Origin of the sequence: Enterobacter oligotrophicus, from assembly GCF_009176645.1 — a bacterium.
Taxonomy (GTDB): Bacteria; Pseudomonadota; Gammaproteobacteria; order Enterobacterales; family Enterobacteriaceae; genus Enterobacter; species Enterobacter oligotrophicus.
Map to the genome: position 1 here is coordinate 702,536 of NZ_AP019007.1, position 15,953 is coordinate 718,488.

The window sequence follows — 15,953 nt, forward strand, 5'->3', positions numbered from 1 at the left end:
CAGTAAAATTTAGCTCTATGTTGCTACAGAGCCCTCAATGTTTCAACGAGTAGTAGATCTTTTCTGCCAGCCCTTGCGAAATACCCGGCACTTTTGCAATTTCCTCCATACTGGCATTGAGTAATCCTTGCAATCCGCCCATATACTTCAACAGCATTTGCCGACGTTTTGGCCCAACGCCTTCGATGGTCTCAAGCGTACTGGTATTTTTGACTTTCGCCCGTTTCTTACGATGGCCGCTGATCGCATGATCGTGCGATTCATCGCGGATATGCTGGATCACATGCAGCGCAGGGGAATCCGGCGGCAGGCTAAAGCCCTCACCTTCCGGTTCGAAAAACAGCGTTTCCAGCCCGGCTTTACGATCCGCCCCTTTCGCCACACCGAGCAGCAACGGATGGTTTTTGTCCCACTCAACGTCAAGAGATGCGAATACTGCCTTCGCCTGGCCAAGCTGCCCTTTGCCACCGTCGATCAGGATGACGTCAGGAATTTTGCTCTCTTCAATCGCTTTGCCATAGCGACGGCGCAAAACCTGGTTCATCGCCGCATAGTCATCACCTGGCGTGATCCCGGTGATGTTGTAGCGACGGTACTCCGCCCGCAACGGCCCGTTGGCATCAAATACCACGCACGACGCCACAGTCTGCTCACCCATCGTATGGCTGATATCGAAACACTCCATACGTTTGACTTCCGACAGCTTCAGCAGGGATGCCAGAGCGGTTAAACGCTGGTGGACCGTCGACTGCTGCGAAAGTTTAGTGGTCAGCGCCGTGGCCGCGTTGGTACGCGCCAGTTTAAGGTAGCGCGCGCGATCCCCACGCGGTTTGGTCTGCACATTGACGCGACGGCCAGCCAGCTCTGAAAGGGAATCTGCCAGCAGGGTTTTGTCATCAAGACTGAAATCGAGCAGGATCTCCGATGGCAGCGTGCGCATCTGGCTCCCCTGCAGGTAAAACTGCCCGACAAAGGTTTCGACCACTTCACCCAGTTCTGTACCACCAGGCACTTTCGGGAAGTAACTGCGGCTGCCGAGCACTTTCCCCTGGCGGATAAACAGCACGTGAACACAGGCCATACCGGCGTCAAACGAAACGCCGATAACATCCAGATCGTCACCCGTATTGGAGACAAACTGCTTCTCGGTGACCCTGCGCACCGCCTGGATTTGGTCGCGAATGCGCGCAGCCTCTTCGAACTCCAGCGCAGCGCTGGCTTTTTCCATGCGGGCAATCAGCTGGGTAAGGACCTGATCGTCTTTACCGGCTAAAAACAGGCGCACATATTCCACCTGCTGCGCATACTCTTCTTCACTCACCAGCCCGGCAACGCAAGGCCCGAGGCAGCGACCAATCTGGTACTGCAGACACGGACGCGAGCGGTTCCGGTAGACGCTATTCTCGCACTGGCGAATGGGGAAGATTTTTTGCAGCAGCGCCAGCGTTTCCCGCACGGCATATCCGTTCGGGAAGGGACCGAAATATTCACCCTTCGCATGTTTGGCACCACGGTGCATGGCCAGACGCGGATGGGTATCGCCGCTCAGGAAAATAAAGGGATAGGATTTGTCATCACGCAGCAGTACGTTGTAGCGCGGCTGATAGAGCTTAATGTAGTTGTGTTCAAGCAGCAGCGCTTCCGTCTCGGTGTGCGTCACGGTGACATCAATATTTTGTATCAATGCGACCAGCGCTTCGGTCTTACGGGAGGCCAGATTGCTGCGGAAATAGCTGGAAAGGCGTTTTTTGAGATCTTTTGCCTTACCCACATAGATAACCGTACCGCCAGCGTCATACATGCGATAGACGCCTGGCTGGCTGGTCACGGTTTTCAGAAATGCTTTTGAATCGAACGCTTCACTCACTGACTTATCAACGACTCCGCATTACACAGACCATGACGAATAGCCAGGTGAGTCAACTCGACATCACCGTGAATGTTTAATTTACTGAACATCCGATAGCGGTAGCTGTTAACCGTTTTCGGGCTGAGATTCAGCTGTTCAGAGATCTCATTCACTTTCTGACCTTTAGTGATCATCAGCATAATCTGCAATTCGCGCTCAGACAAACTGGCAAACGGCGACTCCGTTTTCTCCGGCTCAATCTGACTCAACGCCATTTGTTGGGCAATGTCAGAGGCAATATAGCGCTGCCCGGCATATACACAACGGATGGCATTGACAACTTCCTGCGGGGCGGCCCCTTTACTCAGATACCCGGCCGCGCCTGCCTGCATCACTTTCGCAGGCAGAGGATTTTCGGTATGTACGGTCAGCATGATGACTTTGGTATCAACAAACGTGCGGGCGATTTTACGTGTTGCTTCAAGCCCGCCAATGCCGGGCATGTTCATATCCATCAACACGACGTCTGCTGAGTTGGCGCGACACCATTTTACAGCATCTTCGCCACAGCATGCTTCACCAGCAACTTTGATACCCTTTATATCTTCAAGAATGCGTCGTATCCCTGCGCGCACCAGTTCGTGGTCATCAACAAGAAGGACGTTGATCAAAGGAAATGTCTCCAGAATAGGGATAACGCTACTGACTGCTAATTACGTTTATATTAACGGTTTTCCTCGCAAGATTAAAACGCTAAAAAACCCGCGCTTCGATTTTGCTCTCGTTTTTGGAAATTAGCCTGTACAGACAGTGGAAAGGAAAACCCGCGCGGCCAGAGCCTTAGCGGCTATTTTTAAGCATCTGTATTCAAAAAGTTACAAAAAATACGCATTGAAGCCTCACATCAAAACAGCTTTCAACTTTTTGTAACAACAATTAACGGCAAGCGAACCGGTGATAAACAATTAATTGCAGATGACATGCGGTAAAGATTACCCCCGAACGCTGTTTACGCAAATAAACAAAATGCAGAAAAGTACAAAAAACAACCACTGCTTTTTTTACCCCAGGTTGTGGTATACTCCGCCGCCTTAACTTTCATCGTCGCGCTCGAGCGCTGTTTTATAATGAGGAAAATAAATGAGCACACCTGAATTCGCCACTGCGGAGAATAACCAAGAGCTGGCACAGGAAGTAAACTGCCTGAAATCGCTGCTGACACTCATGCTGCAGGCAATGGGCCAGGCCGACGCCGGACGTGTGATCATTAAAATGGAAAAACAGATCGCGCAGATGGAAGATGAAGCGGAGTCCGCGGTATTTGCTAATACTGTTAAGCAAATTAAACAGGCTTACCGTCAGTAAAAAAAACGGCTGGATGCAGTGCATTCAGCCGTTGTCTTGTCTGACACGCAGAACGTTGGGTTGATCAGATAAGCCCCGTCGCCGCGGCATAACATGCGATCTGCGTCTTGTTCGGTGCATTGAATTTCTTCTGCATATTCTTCTGATGGAAGTTAACGGTATTCTCTGAAATCGAGAGGATGATGGCTATTTCCGCTGACGTTTTCCCTTCCGCCGTCCACTTTAAAATTTCCCGCTCACGCTTGCTGAATTTCATTTCAGGCGGCATCACCATCTCGTGTTCAAAACGGAGCAGAGAGGTCAATGCCATTTGCACCAGCATTTGCAAACGCAACTCAATTTCTTCGCTACGGGTCATACTGACCTGCGCACCATCTCGCGAGACGGAAAGAAAACCGAGCGCGTGATTGGGTAACATCAGATACTGCGTTATTCCCGAACGCAAACCGTGGTCGCGCGCGCCATCCCATAATTCCTGCGCATCAGCGAATAATTCATCTGTCCAGGGTAAATGCCCCTGAATGAAATTCTCAGGCTTGAGCACCGGATCGATAGCGAAATAATTCTCTGACTGATATTGCGCCATCCACTGCTGCGGATAGGTGGAATGTACTGCTATTTTAGGGCGCGTAAAAGGTACAGGATGACGAACGCAGAGTGCGAAATAATCGAATTCGAGTGCCTGCGTTTGTCGCTGAAGTTCCTGATATACCTCGTCGGCACAGGTCAATTCCTGAAACCGGAGGAAGCATTCCCGCCGCCATGTGAAAAAGTCTGAATCCCTCATACTGACTGAATGAAGCCCCTGATAAAGATAATCATTATTATGGTGAATATAACGTAACACATAAAACTTATTTATTAATACAAAATATCGGCCGCAAAACCATTATCTTCAGTTTTAAAATGAGTTAGCCAGAATGAACCGAATAAAAGGAACAGGAAAAGGGACTTCAGGGGAGGATAATTTGCTCCAGCGGGATAATCTGGAGCAAATTTAGCACATAAATGCTACTGCATAAGGAATTTTTCAAGGAACTGCCGGGTTCGCGGATGCTGCGGATTCGCAAACAGGTTTTTCGCGGGCCCCTGCTCCACAATTTTCCCCTGATCCATAAAAATAGCCCGGTCAGCCACATCGCGGGCAAAACTCATTTCATGGGTCACAATCACCATCGTGCGCTTCTCTTGCGCCAGCTGGCGAATGGTATTCAGTACCTCACCCACCAGTTCTGGATCGAGCGCGGATGTCGGTTCATCGAACAGGATCACATCCGGACGCATTGCCAGCGCACGCGCAATCGCCACGCGCTGCTGCTGGCCGCCCGACAGACGGCGCGGGTAGCTGGTCTCCTTGCCCGCCAGCCCGACCTTTGCCAGCAATTCCCGTGCGCGAACCGTCGCCTCTTCCTTTGGTTCGCCTTTCACAATAACCGGGCCTTCAATAATGTTTTCCAGCACCGTCCGGTGCGGGAAAAGGTTGAAACTCTGGAAAACGAAGCCAACATGCTGGCGCAGACGGCGGATCAACCCTTTCTGCTGGCTAATGGATTTGCCGGTATCAATGGTGATATCCCCTACCCGGATCGTGCCGCCTTCAGGCTGTTCGAGCAGGTTAATGCTGCGCAGCAGCGTGGTTTTACCGGAACCGCTTGGCCCGATAATCGCCACTACCTCACCCTGCTCCACTTCCAGATCGATACCGTGGAGCACCGTTTGCCCGTGGAATTTTTTCACCAGGTTTTTGACGTCGATTGCACTCATTTCGGATCACGCTCCTGGCGGTTAAGCTGGTTTTCAAAATAGTTCTGCAGCGCGGAAAGCACCGTCGCCATGACCCAGTAAATCAGCGAAGCCGCCAGATACATGGTGAACACTTCCAGTGTACGCGAGGTGATCAGCTGCGCCTGACGGAACAGCTCTGGCACCTGAATGGTTGCCGCCAGCGACGTATCTTTCACCAGGCTAATAAAGCTGTTGCTCAGCGGAGGCAGCGCCACGCGCGCGGCCTGCGGCAGGATTGCCCGGCGCAGAGTCTGCCACGGCGTCATACCGATACTGGCGGCGGCTTCCCACTGGCCTTTATCAATGGAGGAGATTGCCGCACGCAGGGTTTCCGAGGTGTACGCCGCGGTGTTCAGCGACAGGCCAATCATCGCCGCCGGGATCGGATCAAGCTCGATACCAAATTGCGGCAGACCGTAGTAAATCATAAACAGCTGAGCAATAAGCGGCGTTCCGCGAAACACGGAAATATAGAACCGCGCCAGCCAACGCACCGGCCAGACGGGCGACATGCGCATCAACGCCAGCACAAACCCGAGCACCAGCCCGAAGAACATCCCGCCAATACTGAGCTGTAACGTAAACACCGCCCCCTTCAGCAGGAACGGCAACGAATCAATAACCAGTTGAATACTTTCTTGCATTATTATTTTTCGACCTGATTTTTAGACATGCGGATGATAGGCGAACAGTGCAGGTGCTCCGCCGGTGTGAACAAACAAAATCGGACCTTCATCCTTAAAGCGTTTCTGCGCAATGCCGTCGATAAGCCCCGCCATTGCCTTACCGGTATAAACCGGATCGAGCAGGATACCTTCAAGGCGCGCCAGCAGCTTCACTGCGTCCATCCCTTCGTCGTTTGGCGTACCGTAGCCAGGCGCAAAGTAGTCATCCCACAGCACAATCTCCGCTTTCGCCTGCAGCTCCAGTTGCTCTGCCACCGCCTGCTGTAAGGTCACCACTTTTGGCTTTTGATCCGCAACGCTACGGGACACGGTGACGCCAATCAGCTCAACGTCCGGCATCAGCTGCTCCAGGCCGACCGCCAGCCCGGCGTGGGTGCCTGCACTTCCGGACGCCACCACTACCGAAGATAAACTCACCGCCCCTTCACACTGCTGGGCAATTTCCAGCGCACTTTCGACATAGCCCAACGCCCCCAGTGCATTCGAGCCGCCGACAGGTATGACATAGGGACGAAATCCCTGCGCTTCCAGGCGCGTGGCCAGCTCGTCGAGCTGTGCGGTTGGATCGGTCAGCGCGTCGACCATTTCGACCTGCACGTTAAACAGATCCAGCAGCAGGCGGTTACCGTTGGTCAGGTAGTTTTCTGCTCGCGTGCCGATGGGGTTTTCCAGCAGCGCCACACAGTGGAGCCCAAGTTTTGCCGCGACTGCCGCCGTCTGACGAACGTGGTTGGACTGAATGGCCCCTGCGGTAATCAGCGTATCCGCACCTTCACGCAGTGCGTCAGCCGCCAGAAACTCCAGCTTACGCAGCTTATTGCCGCCCATCGCCATTGGCGTCACGTCGTCACGCTTAATAAAAATATCGCGTCCTAAATAGTCGGAAAATCGCGGCAGATACTCCAGCGGCGTGGGTGCGCCGATAAACTCCAGGCGGGGAAAGCGCGTTAAATTCTGCAGTGACATGAAACCTCCGGTAACTCTGTAAATAGGCACTTTTTTTATTATGCACGTAGTCGTGCCAGAAATAAAAAAGGCGCTTTTAAAAGCGCCTTTTTTTTACCATCAAAGACTTATTTGGTGACGTCTGCTCCGAACCACTTCTCAGACAATGCCTTGAGGCTACCATCTTTCTGCATGTCCGCAATGGCACCATCAATGGCTTTCACCAGATCGTCGTTACCTTTACGGATGGCAACACCGGCTTCCTGACGAGAGAACGCATCACCGGCAACCGCCAGCGTGTTGTTGGTTTTCTTCACCAGATCCAGTGCCGCCAGGCGGTCAACCAGAATGGCATCAATACGGCCAACGCGCAGATCCTGGTATTTGGTCGGGTCATCATCATAGGTGCGGATATCCACGCCCTGCACGTTCTGGCGCAGCCACTCTTCATAGTTCGTGCCCAGACCCACACCGACTTTCTTGCCTTTCAGATCAGCCGCTGATTTGATGGAGCCTTCGTTCCCTTTCTTCACCAGCGCCTGAATACCGGATACGGTGTACGGCGTGGAGAAGTCATACTTCTTCTTACGCTCGTCAGAAATGGTTACCTGGTTAATCACCACATCGATACGTTTAGAGTCCAGCGACGCCAGCATACCGTCCCATTTGGTCGGCTTCAGGGACGCTTTCACGCCCAGATGTTTCGCCAGCTCTTCCGCAAACTCCACTTCAAACCCGGTCAGTTTACCGTCATCGCCCTGGAAGCTGAACGGAGGATAGGTTCCTTCCAGCCCAACCAACAGCGTGCCGCGCTCTTTCACTTTATTCAGCAGATTTTCTGCCGCGAACGTTTTCACGCTCATACCCGCGACCAGCGCAACGGCCATCACCCCCATCAGCGCCTGACGACCCAGAAGTGCTAATTTCATATATACCCCGATACAGTGGAATTTTTGAGTAGTGTAGAGATTTCACCTGTAACGTCAAAGGCGACTCCGCTACATCTTATTCATTTTTAATATATATCAGAAGTTGTCCCGGTGTGGACTTTCTGCTTTACCGCACCCGGCATTTGGACCTTATATTGTGCATACTTGCGCAGCGCAATTCGGTAATTGTTGGTGCTGGTCGCAGGTAACCACGGCTCCAGATTTTCATCCAGATACCCGGTTTTAAGCAGATCGCGAGAAATGTTTTGCACGGTCAGATGCTGGCCGAGACGACGCAGGCGAACCACATATTCGCGCACGGTGCCGTGGCTCATCTCCGTTTGTTCAAACAGGAATTGTTTAAAGCCGATAATGTCAAAGAAGTCGCTTTGCTCTTTGCAGTGGAGATCGCCACAGAAACGGCAAAGCGCTACCCACTCTTTTTGCTCTTCGAGCCACGCAGCCTCATCCATCAACGTGTCGAGACGCGAAATCGCAATCTTATTCACGATTTCGCCACGACGAACCAGCGTGATACGGTCGAGTAATTTATTACAGTGGGCGCAATGCGTCTGGCTGTGTTTAAAGTCTTTCAGGTAGCGGCTTAAAGGCCGTCTTTTAGATTGCTGCACCGTCATGATAACTCCTGGTTGTCAATACGTTGTGCGGCATTTTTCAGGTGAATCAATCACCTATAACTTACCCAGTTTCGTGCGCAGGCGTTTAATGGCCTGACTGTGCAGCTGGCTAACCCGCGACTCCCCTACTTCCAGCACCGCACCAATCTCTTTGAGATTAAGTTCTTCCTGGTAATAGAGGGTCAACACCAGCTGTTCGCGTTCTGGTAGCGCTTCAATGGCTTCCATTACGCGCTGGCGTAAATTACCTTCCAGTAAATGGTGTAACGGGTTTTCTTGCTGATGCTCATCCGTCACCAGCTCGATACTATCGCCATGCTCTTCTCGCCACTCATCATAAGAGAAGAGTTGGCTATTATTGGTGTCGAGCAACATCTGACGATACTCTTCAACAGCGATCCCAAGACGCTCCGCCACTTCTGTTTCCGTCGCGTTGCGTCCCAGTTCCTGTTCCAGCTGCCCCATCGCATGCGCCACTTCGCGCGCGTTGCGGCGAACACTGCGCGGCACCCAGTCGCGGCTGCGCAGCTCGTCCAGCATCGCACCACGAATACGCTGAACTGCGTAAGTCGTAAATGCCGTTCCTTGCAGAGCGTCGTATCGGTCAACTGCATTCAATAACCCGATACCGCCCGCCTGTAGCAGATCGTCCAGTTCCACGCTCGCCGGCAAACGCACCTGGAGGCGCAATGCTTCGTGACGCACCAGCGGGACATAACGCTGCCACAGCGAGTGTTTATCCATTACACCTTCAGCGGTATAGAGTGAATTCACGATAAACAGCCCTGCATTAATTGAGTTATCGGCATGATTATCCGATTCTGCAGGGGTTTTAATCGGGTGAATAGTGGGTGAAATGAGGGGTTATTTAGGGGTTACAAATAATATAGAGAGGAAAAAAACCCCGCCGAAGCGGGGTTTGAGCTTATTCAGGCGATTAGCCCTGCAGCAGAGACAGAACCTGCTGAGGAACCTGGTTAGCTTTGGACAGCACGGAGTTACCGGCCTGCTGGATGATCTGCGCTTTAGACATGTTGGACACTTCGGTCGCATAGTCGGCGTCCTGAATACGGGACTGCGCTTCAGACAGGTTGGTGGTGGTGTTGTTCAGGTTGGTTACAGCAGAGCCCAGACGGTTCTGGATCGCACCCAGTGATGAACGGAATTTATCAATAGAGCTGATCGCATCGTCCAGCGCCTTAAGAGGATCAGTGGTGGCAGTACCCGCAGTAGTTGCTTCAGAGGTAATTTTACCGCCAGAAGTTACATATGCTGCTGAGCCAACGGCTTTAGCGAATGGATTGCTGTTGCTGTCATCAACAGTACCAGCAGTACCATCACCAAGCAGGTTAGCATTAACGCTAACTGCCCCGGTATCTCTGTCCACTTTATACTGTGTGGTGAATTCCTTCACACTGGTAAAGTTGCCGCTTGCATCTTTATAAGTTGCATCTGCTTTACCAACGTCAGCACCTGTGCTGTTAAAGGTAATTGAACCAGAGAGAACACCAGACGCATAATTAACAGTTGACGCCGTTGCTGCACCAGCAACAGTTGAGGCAGTATCAGTGCTTCCTACTTTAGCCATCACTTCATCTTTAGAGATGGTGGCAGTGTAGGTCATGTTACCATCAGTGGCATCAGTAAAGTTATAAGTAGTACCACTCAGGCTTACGGAAGAGGTATATGCACCAGTAGTAGCTTTTGCTGCATCTGCAGAGGCCTGCATGAGACCATCCAGAGTAGCCGCAGTACCGGTACCACCAGCATTGCTGGTTGTCAGGTTACCTGCAGTATCAAGGAAGGCGTCTTGACCACCAATAGTGATTTTACCATTAGCATCAACGTCAAACTTAACGCTGGCAGTAGTACCATTAGATGCTGTATATACCCCAGACTGAGAACCTGACGCAGGAACCAGTTTTTGCGCGAAGGCAGTAACATCTGCGTTATCAACGCTTGCCGCGTAGCTGAAGTTACCTTTAGCCGCATCATAGGTATAGTTCGTAGTAATATCACCAGCACCGCCATCAACATATGTTTTGATGGATACGGTATCGCCAGTGCTCAGTTTAGAGAAAGCATCAGATGCAGTTACAGCATCATTCTTAGTCGTCAGATTGTAGAGACCAGAACCTGTTGCAGTTTCGGTCGCACCAGCTGCAGTAAGGTTGCTGACGGTAGCTGCTTTGTTATTAACAGTGCCGGAACCGTTCACGTTAAAACCATTCAGACCCAGAGTGTCAGAGTCGATTTTTTTCAGATCGATAGTGATGGTTTGACCATCGTTCGCACCAACCTGAATTTTCATGGAACCGTCTTTTGCAAGAACGTTCACGCCGTTAAACTGAGTCTGACCAGACACGCGATCAATTTCGTCCAGACGAGATTTAATTTCGTCCTGGATTGAAGCCAGATCGGAATCGGAGTTGGTACCGGTAGATGACTGTACTGTCAGCTCACGGATACGCTGCAAGTTGTTGTTGATTTCAGACAGTGCGCCTTCAGTGGTCTGCGCCAGAGAGATACCGTCGTTGGCGTTACGTGCAGCCTGAGTCAAGCCTTTAATGTTAGACGTGAAGCGGTTAGCAATCGCCTGGCCCGCCGCATCATCTTTTGCGCTGTTAATACGCAGGCCCGAAGACAGACGTTCGATAGAAGTAGAAAGCGCAGACTGGTTCTTGTTGATGTTGTTCTGAGTGATCAGCGAGAGGCTGTTGGTATTAATGACTTGTGCCATGATTACGTTTCCTGTTGTTCATCAAATCTGTTTGGTTAGATTTGGGTTTCCACCCTTCGGCTTCATCGCCGTCAAAGGTGTTATCGTCTGGTCCAAAACAACCTTTAGATTTTTTTTCAGGATCTCGATAATTTTTTTAGCCACTGAAATACTCTTCTCTATTAGCGTTATTCCTGCCATTAAAAAAAAGAATTTAACCGTAAACTTTCCGCCATTAAAGCCGATAACCCCACTATTCGTTCTACGTGTCGATAGATTAAGGAATAAATATGGCAAGTATTTCATCATTGGGAATCGGTTCAGGGCTTCAATTAGCAGATATTCTGGACAGCCTGACAGCAGCTGAAAAAGCCCAGTTGACGCCGATTTCGAATCAGCAGTCATCTTATACCGCCAAGCTAAGCGCTTACGGCACGTTAAAAAGTTCGCTGGAAGCGTTCCAGACTGCAAATACCGCACTGAATAAAGCCGACCTGTTTACGGCAACCAGCACGGCAAGCAGCACTACGGCATTTAGCGCCACCACAACCGGCAGCGCGATTGCCGGAAAATATACTATCAGCGTGTCACAGCTGGCGCAGGCGCAAACGCTGACCACCAAAAACACCCAGGCCGACAGCAAAACGGCGATTGCCACAACGGACAGCAAAATCACCTTTACGGCGGGTAATGGTAAAGATCCGGTTACGGTGGATATCAGCGCAGCGAACTCCTCGCTGTCTGGCATTCGCGATGCCATTAACAAAGCCGATGCCGGTGTGACCGCCAGTATTATTAACGTCGGTAATGGTCAGTATCGCCTGTCCATCACCTCCACCGAAACCGGTGCGGACAATGCCGTCAGCATCAGCGTAAGCGGTGACAGCGCCCTGCAATCCTTCATGGGTTACAACGGCACCAGCACCGATGCCAGCAACGGCATGACCGAAAGCGTCACCGCGCAAAACGCGAAGCTGAAGGTGAACAACGTTGATATCGAAAACAGCAGCAACACCATCAGTGATGCGCTGGAAGATATCACCCTGAATCTGAATGACGTGACCACCGGCAACCAGACGCTGACGATCACCAAGGACACCTCTAAAGCCGAAACGGCGATGAAAGCCTGGGTGGATGCGTATAACACGCTTCAGGACAACTTCGCGACATTAACAAAATATACCGCGGTTGAAGCAGGGACTAGCACGCAGAACACCAGCAACGGTGCCCTGCTCGGCGACAGCACGTTGCGCACCATTCAGACGCAGTTGAAAACCATGCTGAGCAACACCGTTGGCGGTACAGCGTATAAAACGTTGTCGCAACTGGGCATTACCACTGACCCAAGTTCCGGCAAGCTGGAGCTGGACAGTACCAAACTTGAAAAAGCGCTGACCGATAATCCGGCAGCCGTAAAAGATCTGGTTGTCGGTGACGGTAAAACCACCGGTATCACCACCAGCATGGCCACCAACCTGACCGACTGGCTTTCAAGCAAAGGCATTATTCAGGCGGCCAAAGACGGCGTCAGTAAAACGCTGAACAATCTGACGGATCAATACAACGCCGTGAGCGAACGTATTGATGCGACCGTGGCGCAGTACAAAGCCCAGTTTACTCAGCTGGACGTACTGATGACCTCACTGAACAACACCAGCAGCTATCTGACGCAGCAGTTCGAAAACACATCGTCCAGCAGCAAGTAGTAAACGCTAATCAGACCCGAGGGGGATAACATGTACGGCGCAAAAGGCACGCAAGCCTACGCAAAAATAGAAGTTGAAAGCGCGGTGATGAGCGCCAGCCAGCAGCAGCTGGTTATCATGCTATTTGATGGTGCCCTCAGCGCGCTGGTACGCGCGCGTCTGTTCTTGCAGGACGGCAATATCCCGGCAAAAGGGCAAGCGCTTTCGAAAGCCATCAATATTATCGAGAACGGGCTCAAAATTGGGCTGGTTGAAGAAAATGGTGATGAGCTGACACAAAACCTGATTGCCCTTTATGCCTATATGGTACGCCGACTCCTGCACGCCAACGTGAATAACGACGCCAGCGCCATCGAAGAGGTGGAAACCTTGCTGCGCAATATCGCTGACGGGTGGAAGGAGGTTGCCGGTACGCCAAAACTGATTCAGGACGCCGTCTAATGAGTAATGCACCGCAACTCTATACCCTTTATCAGCAACTCCTTGAGCAGAGCCAGTTGATGTTGCGACTGGCTCGCCAGGGCTTATGGGATGACCTCATTACCTGTGAAACCGATTATGTCAATGCGGTGCACTCGCTGGCTCGTCTCACGCAGGAGATTGAACCTTCAGGCCAATTGCAGGAGCAGCTTCGTCCCACGCTGCGCGTGATCCTGGATAATGAAACCCAGGTGAAAGCGCTGCTGCAAACCCGAATGGACGAGCTGGCAAAGCTGGTAGGCCAATCGTCCATCCAGAAAACGGTTCTCTCCACCTATAGCAACCAGGGCGGCCATGTCCTGGTCCCGCAGAGCAATATCGATATAAATTAGCTTCTTACCTGGCGAACGAACATTACGCGCTTCGTTCGCCAGGCATTTCTGCAAAACCTGCTCCATACTTGAGTTTCGCGACCTCATGGAGATGGTGCATGCGCAATCCAACCTTACTGCAGTGCTTTCACTGGTATTACCCCGCTGGCGGTGAACTGTGGCGGGAAGTTACAGCTTTAGCCCCTAACCTCAACGAAATCGGCATTAATATGATCTGGCTGCCTCCCGCGTACAAAGGCGCATCGGGCGGTCATTCCGTCGGATATGACTCTTACGATCTGTTTGATCTCGGCGAGTTTGATCAGAAAGGCACCGTTGCCACCAAATACGGTGATAAAGCCCAGCTACTGGAAGCGATTGATGCCCTGAAAAGCAATCACATTGCAGTGCTGCTGGACGTCGTGGTGAATCATAAAATGGGGGCCGATGAGAAAGAGTCAATTCGCGTGCAGCGGGTCAATGAGCAAGATCGCACACAAATCGAGGACGAGATCATCGAGTGTGAGGCCTGGACACGCTACACCTTCCCTGCCCGTGCCGGAGAGTATTCGGCATTCATCTGGGATTTTAAATGTTTCAGCGGCGTCGATCACATTGAAAACCCTGATGAAGACGGCATCTTTAAAATCGTCAACGACTATACCGGCGAAGGCTGGAACGATCAGGTCGATGATGAAATGGGTAATTTCGATTACCTGATGGGTGAGAACATCGACTTTCGCAATCACGCGGTAACCGAGGAGATTAAATACTGGGCGCGCTGGGTGATGGAACAAACGCGCTGCGACGGTTTTCGTCTGGATGCGGTAAAACACATTCCGGCCTGGTTTTATAAAGAGTGGATTGAGCACGTACAGGAAGTTGCAGAACAACCGCTGTTCATTGTTGCGGAATACTGGTCGCATGAAGTGGATAAGCTGCAGAACTACATCGATCAGGTTGACGGCAAAACCATGTTGTTCGATGCGCCGCTGCAGATGAAGTTCCATGAAGCGTCGCGTCAGGGCCGCGACTACGACATGAGCCAGATATTTACCGGAACGCTGGTGGAAGCCGATCCGTTCCATGCGGTAACGCTGGTTGCCAACCATGACACCCAACCTTTGCAGGCGCTGGAAGCCCCTGTCGAGGCCTGGTTCAAACCGCTGGCCTATGCGCTGATCCTGCTACGGGAGAACGGAGTCCCAAGCGTTTTTTACCCCGATCTCTTCGGAGCCAGTTACGACGACACCGGCGGCGATGGCGAAACGTACCACATCGACATGCCCGTTATCGAGCAACTGCACGAGCTGATCCTGGCCCGTCAGCGCTTCGCCCACGGCGTACAGACACTCTTTTTTGACCACCCGAACTGCATCGCGTTTAGCCGCAGCGGTACAGATGAGTCGCCAGGGTGCGTCGTGGTACTGTCGAATGGCGACGACGGGGAAAAGGTGATCTGCCTGGGTGAAAATTACGGCAACAAGACATGGCGTGATTTTCTCGGAAACCGGGAAGAGACGGTCACCACAGCAGCCGACGGCGAAGGGACGTTCTTCTGTAACGGCGGAAGTGTCAGCGTGTGGGTCATAGAGGATGTACTGTAGACAGGAGCCGGGTAGCGGCGAGCGCTACCCGGCAAAAACGTTAAGGCAGCTGACTCTCCAGCGGATTTTTGCTCAGGTAGTCAGCGCACTCCACGGTCGGGCGGTCAACTTTTTGCAGCGCCATCCCGTCGTATTCAAGCGTAGTCCCCTCGCGCTCAAGCGGATAGACATCGAGTTTACGGGTCACGTTATAGTAGCTGTCCGAACGCAGCATAATCTTACCCGGCACGGCCACCACGCGCTGCCACTGACGGCAATCCAGCGTATCACCCTCTTCCGTCACCACCAGTGTGGCGATTGCTTCCGGGCTTACCATACGGCTTTGCGGTCCTTTTGACTGCCAGTATCCGGCCAGATTTGACGGCACCGGATGCTTAATGACGGCCTGATAGTTATCAACCTGAACGCATCCGGTCAAGGCCAGCAGCACGCCAGCAATTGCTATTTTTTTCATCATGTTTCCTGCATGCGAAGAAAAAAATATTGTGGCATTAAAGCGGTAAGGCTGCCAGCGTAAGATCCGCCGTTTTAAACCTGCATGCCCATCACTTCCTGGTACGCCGACACCAGCTTATTACGCACCTGAAGCCCCATCTGCAGAGAAACCGACGCTTTTTGCAGATCGGCCATCACATCGTTCAGCGCCACGCCCGGTTCACCAAGGGTAAATTTTTCCGCCTGAGTACGCGCCGCAGTCTGTTTTTCGCTAATACGGTCAAGCGCGGCGTTCAGTTGCCCCGCAAAGCTGATGGTCGGCTGTTCGTCCATCACGTTCTGATTACGGGCCGTCATCGCCGTTGCCTGCAACTGACTGATGACCCCTTCAATGCCCTGTATAGCCATGACTTTCCCCTGGATGGTTTTTTACGCGGTCAAGACTAACAGCTTGTCAATAAGATAATGGCGGTAAATAGCATGAAAAAACCAGGTTAT

Annotated in this window: 18 protein-coding genes; 6 read left to right on the forward strand and 12 right to left on the reverse strand. The window is 51.9% G+C overall.

Translation table 11 applies throughout. The annotated features are described in order from the left end of the window. Window positions 1-34: 34 nt before the first annotated feature. Window positions 35-1,867, reverse strand: a complete 1,833-nt coding sequence (gene uvrC / locus EoCCA6_RS03360) for an excinuclease ABC subunit UvrC (protein ID WP_152081467.1) — start codon at window positions 1,865-1,867, stop codon at window positions 35-37. Next, on the reverse strand, window positions 1,864-2,520 hold the full coding sequence (uvrY, locus tag EoCCA6_RS03365; protein ID WP_152081468.1) for a UvrY/SirA/GacA family response regulator transcription factor: 657 nt from the start codon (window positions 2,518-2,520) through the stop codon (window positions 1,864-1,866). Before uvrY ends, uvrC begins: the two co-directional genes overlap by 4 nt. Window positions 2,521-2,922: 402 nt before the next feature. On the opposite strand from uvrY, the gene EoCCA6_RS21745 reads away from it, so the two are divergent. Both EoCCA6_RS21745 and EoCCA6_RS03370 read left to right on the forward strand, forming a co-directional pair. Continuing rightward, window positions 2,923-3,003 carry a hypothetical protein gene (locus EoCCA6_RS21745; protein WP_420841609.1) on the forward strand — a complete coding sequence of 27 codons (81 nt, stop codon included), beginning with the start codon at window positions 2,923-2,925 and terminating at the stop codon, window positions 3,001-3,003. Continuing rightward, window positions 2,990-3,214 (forward strand): DUF2594 family protein, encoded by a 225-nt coding sequence (locus EoCCA6_RS03370; RefSeq protein WP_152081469.1) that lies wholly within the window; start codon window positions 2,990-2,992, stop codon window positions 3,212-3,214. The genes EoCCA6_RS21745 and EoCCA6_RS03370 overlap by 14 nt, the downstream gene beginning before the upstream one ends. Window positions 3,215-3,278: 64 nt before the next feature. On the opposite strand, the gene sdiA is transcribed toward EoCCA6_RS03370, so the two are convergent. From sdiA to EoCCA6_RS03410, 8 genes are all read right to left on the reverse strand, one after another. Beyond that, window positions 3,279-4,001: a quorum-sensing transcriptional regulator SdiA gene (gene sdiA / locus EoCCA6_RS03375; protein WP_152084392.1), complete on the reverse strand. Its 723-nt coding sequence runs from the start codon at window positions 3,999-4,001 to the stop codon at window positions 3,279-3,281. A gap of 224 nt (window positions 4,002-4,225) precedes the next feature. Continuing rightward, window positions 4,226-4,978 carry an L-cystine ABC transporter ATP-binding protein TcyN gene (tcyN, locus tag EoCCA6_RS03380; RefSeq protein WP_152081470.1) on the reverse strand — a complete coding sequence of 251 codons (753 nt, stop codon included), beginning with the start codon at window positions 4,976-4,978 and terminating at the stop codon, window positions 4,226-4,228. Next, complete coding sequence (gene tcyL, locus EoCCA6_RS03385; protein ID WP_013096022.1) at window positions 4,975-5,643, reverse strand: cystine ABC transporter permease; 669 nt, start codon at window positions 5,641-5,643, stop codon at window positions 4,975-4,977. Before tcyL ends, tcyN begins: the two co-directional genes overlap by 4 nt. A 21-nt stretch (window positions 5,644-5,664) precedes the next feature. Continuing rightward, window positions 5,665-6,651 (reverse strand): D-cysteine desulfhydrase, encoded by a 987-nt coding sequence (gene dcyD, locus EoCCA6_RS03390; RefSeq protein ID WP_152081471.1) that lies wholly within the window; start codon window positions 6,649-6,651, stop codon window positions 5,665-5,667. Window positions 6,652-6,758: 107 nt separating this feature from the next. Then, window positions 6,759-7,559, reverse strand: coding sequence for a cystine ABC transporter substrate-binding protein (gene tcyJ, locus EoCCA6_RS03395; protein ID WP_152081472.1), 801 nt, complete (start codon window positions 7,557-7,559; stop codon window positions 6,759-6,761). A gap of 86 nt (window positions 7,560-7,645) precedes the next feature. After that, a complete protein-coding gene (gene fliZ / locus EoCCA6_RS03400; protein WP_152081473.1) occupies window positions 7,646-8,197 on the reverse strand; it encodes a flagella biosynthesis regulatory protein FliZ in 552 nt (183 codons plus the stop codon). A 54-nt stretch (window positions 8,198-8,251) separates the two neighbouring features. Beyond that, the gene (locus tag EoCCA6_RS03405) at window positions 8,252-8,971 is read right to left on the reverse strand and encodes an RNA polymerase sigma factor FliA (protein ID WP_152081474.1); all 720 of its coding nucleotides are present in this window, start codon (window positions 8,969-8,971) and stop codon (window positions 8,252-8,254) included. A 163-nt stretch (window positions 8,972-9,134) separates the two neighbouring features. Further along, complete coding sequence (locus EoCCA6_RS03410) at window positions 9,135-10,937, reverse strand: FliC/FljB family flagellin (protein ID WP_152081475.1); 1,803 nt, start codon at window positions 10,935-10,937, stop codon at window positions 9,135-9,137. Between the two features lie 269 nt (window positions 10,938-11,206). Between EoCCA6_RS03410 and fliD the strand changes: the two genes are divergently transcribed. The 4 genes from fliD (at window position 11,207) to amyA (ending at window position 15,020) form a co-directional block, all read left to right on the forward strand. Beyond that, a complete protein-coding gene (gene fliD / locus EoCCA6_RS03415) occupies window positions 11,207-12,622 on the forward strand; it encodes a flagellar filament capping protein FliD (RefSeq protein WP_152081476.1) in 1,416 nt (471 codons plus the stop codon). Window positions 12,623-12,652: 30 nt separating this feature from the next. Further along, the gene (gene fliS, locus EoCCA6_RS03420; RefSeq protein WP_152081477.1) at window positions 12,653-13,063 is read left to right on the forward strand and encodes a flagellar export chaperone FliS; all 411 of its coding nucleotides are present in this window, start codon (window positions 12,653-12,655) and stop codon (window positions 13,061-13,063) included. Then, window positions 13,063-13,434 carry a flagella biosynthesis regulatory protein FliT gene (fliT, locus tag EoCCA6_RS03425; RefSeq protein WP_152081478.1) on the forward strand — a complete coding sequence of 124 codons (372 nt, stop codon included), beginning with the start codon at window positions 13,063-13,065 and terminating at the stop codon, window positions 13,432-13,434. The genes fliS and fliT overlap by 1 nt, the downstream gene beginning before the upstream one ends. Window positions 13,435-13,532: 98 nt before the next feature. Continuing rightward, entirely contained in the window at window positions 13,533-15,020 is a 1,488-nt protein-coding gene (gene amyA / locus EoCCA6_RS03430) for an alpha-amylase (RefSeq protein ID WP_152081479.1), read from the forward strand. 40 nt (window positions 15,021-15,060) lie between these two features. On the opposite strand, the gene yedD is transcribed toward amyA, so the two are convergent. Together yedD and fliE are read right to left on the reverse strand one after the other, a co-directional pair. Beyond that, entirely contained in the window at window positions 15,061-15,474 is a 414-nt protein-coding gene (yedD, locus tag EoCCA6_RS03435; RefSeq protein WP_152081480.1) for a lipoprotein YedD, read from the reverse strand. Window positions 15,475-15,548: 74 nt separating this feature from the next. Further along, entirely contained in the window at window positions 15,549-15,863 is a 315-nt protein-coding gene (gene fliE / locus EoCCA6_RS03440; RefSeq protein ID WP_152081481.1) for a flagellar hook-basal body complex protein FliE, read from the reverse strand. Window positions 15,864-15,953 lie beyond the last annotated feature (90 nt).

Coding starts and splice junctions, on each gene's coding strand:
- amyA (WP_152081479.1), top strand. CDS start 13,533: ATGCGCAATCCAACCTTACTGCAGTGCTTTCACTGGTATTACCCCGCT.
- dcyD (WP_152081471.1), bottom strand. CDS start 6,651: ATGTCACTGCAGAATTTAACGCGCTTTCCCCGCCTGGAGTTTATCGGC.
- tcyN (WP_152081470.1), bottom strand. CDS start 4,978: ATGAGTGCAATCGACGTCAAAAACCTGGTGAAAAAATTCCACGGGCAA.
- fliS (WP_152081477.1), top strand. CDS start 12,653: ATGTACGGCGCAAAAGGCACGCAAGCCTACGCAAAAATAGAAGTTGAA.
- fliZ (WP_152081473.1), bottom strand. CDS start 8,197: ATGACGGTGCAGCAATCTAAAAGACGGCCTTTAAGCCGCTACCTGAAA.
- EoCCA6_RS03410 (WP_152081475.1), bottom strand. CDS start 10,937: ATGGCACAAGTCATTAATACCAACAGCCTCTCGCTGATCACTCAGAAC.
- fliD (WP_152081476.1), top strand. CDS start 11,207: ATGGCAAGTATTTCATCATTGGGAATCGGTTCAGGGCTTCAATTAGCA.
- yedD (WP_152081480.1), bottom strand. CDS start 15,474: ATGAAAAAAATAGCAATTGCTGGCGTGCTGCTGGCCTTGACCGGATGC.
- tcyJ (WP_152081472.1), bottom strand. CDS start 7,559: ATGAAATTAGCACTTCTGGGTCGTCAGGCGCTGATGGGGGTGATGGCC.
- fliT (WP_152081478.1), top strand. CDS start 13,063: ATGAGTAATGCACCGCAACTCTATACCCTTTATCAGCAACTCCTTGAG.
- sdiA (WP_152084392.1), bottom strand. CDS start 4,001: ATGAGGGATTCAGACTTTTTCACATGGCGGCGGGAATGCTTCCTCCGG.
- fliE (WP_152081481.1), bottom strand. CDS start 15,863: ATGGCTATACAGGGCATTGAAGGGGTCATCAGTCAGTTGCAGGCAACG.
- EoCCA6_RS03370 (WP_152081469.1), top strand. CDS start 2,990: ATGAGCACACCTGAATTCGCCACTGCGGAGAATAACCAAGAGCTGGCA.
- tcyL (WP_013096022.1), bottom strand. CDS start 5,643: ATGCAAGAAAGTATTCAACTGGTTATTGATTCGTTGCCGTTCCTGCTG.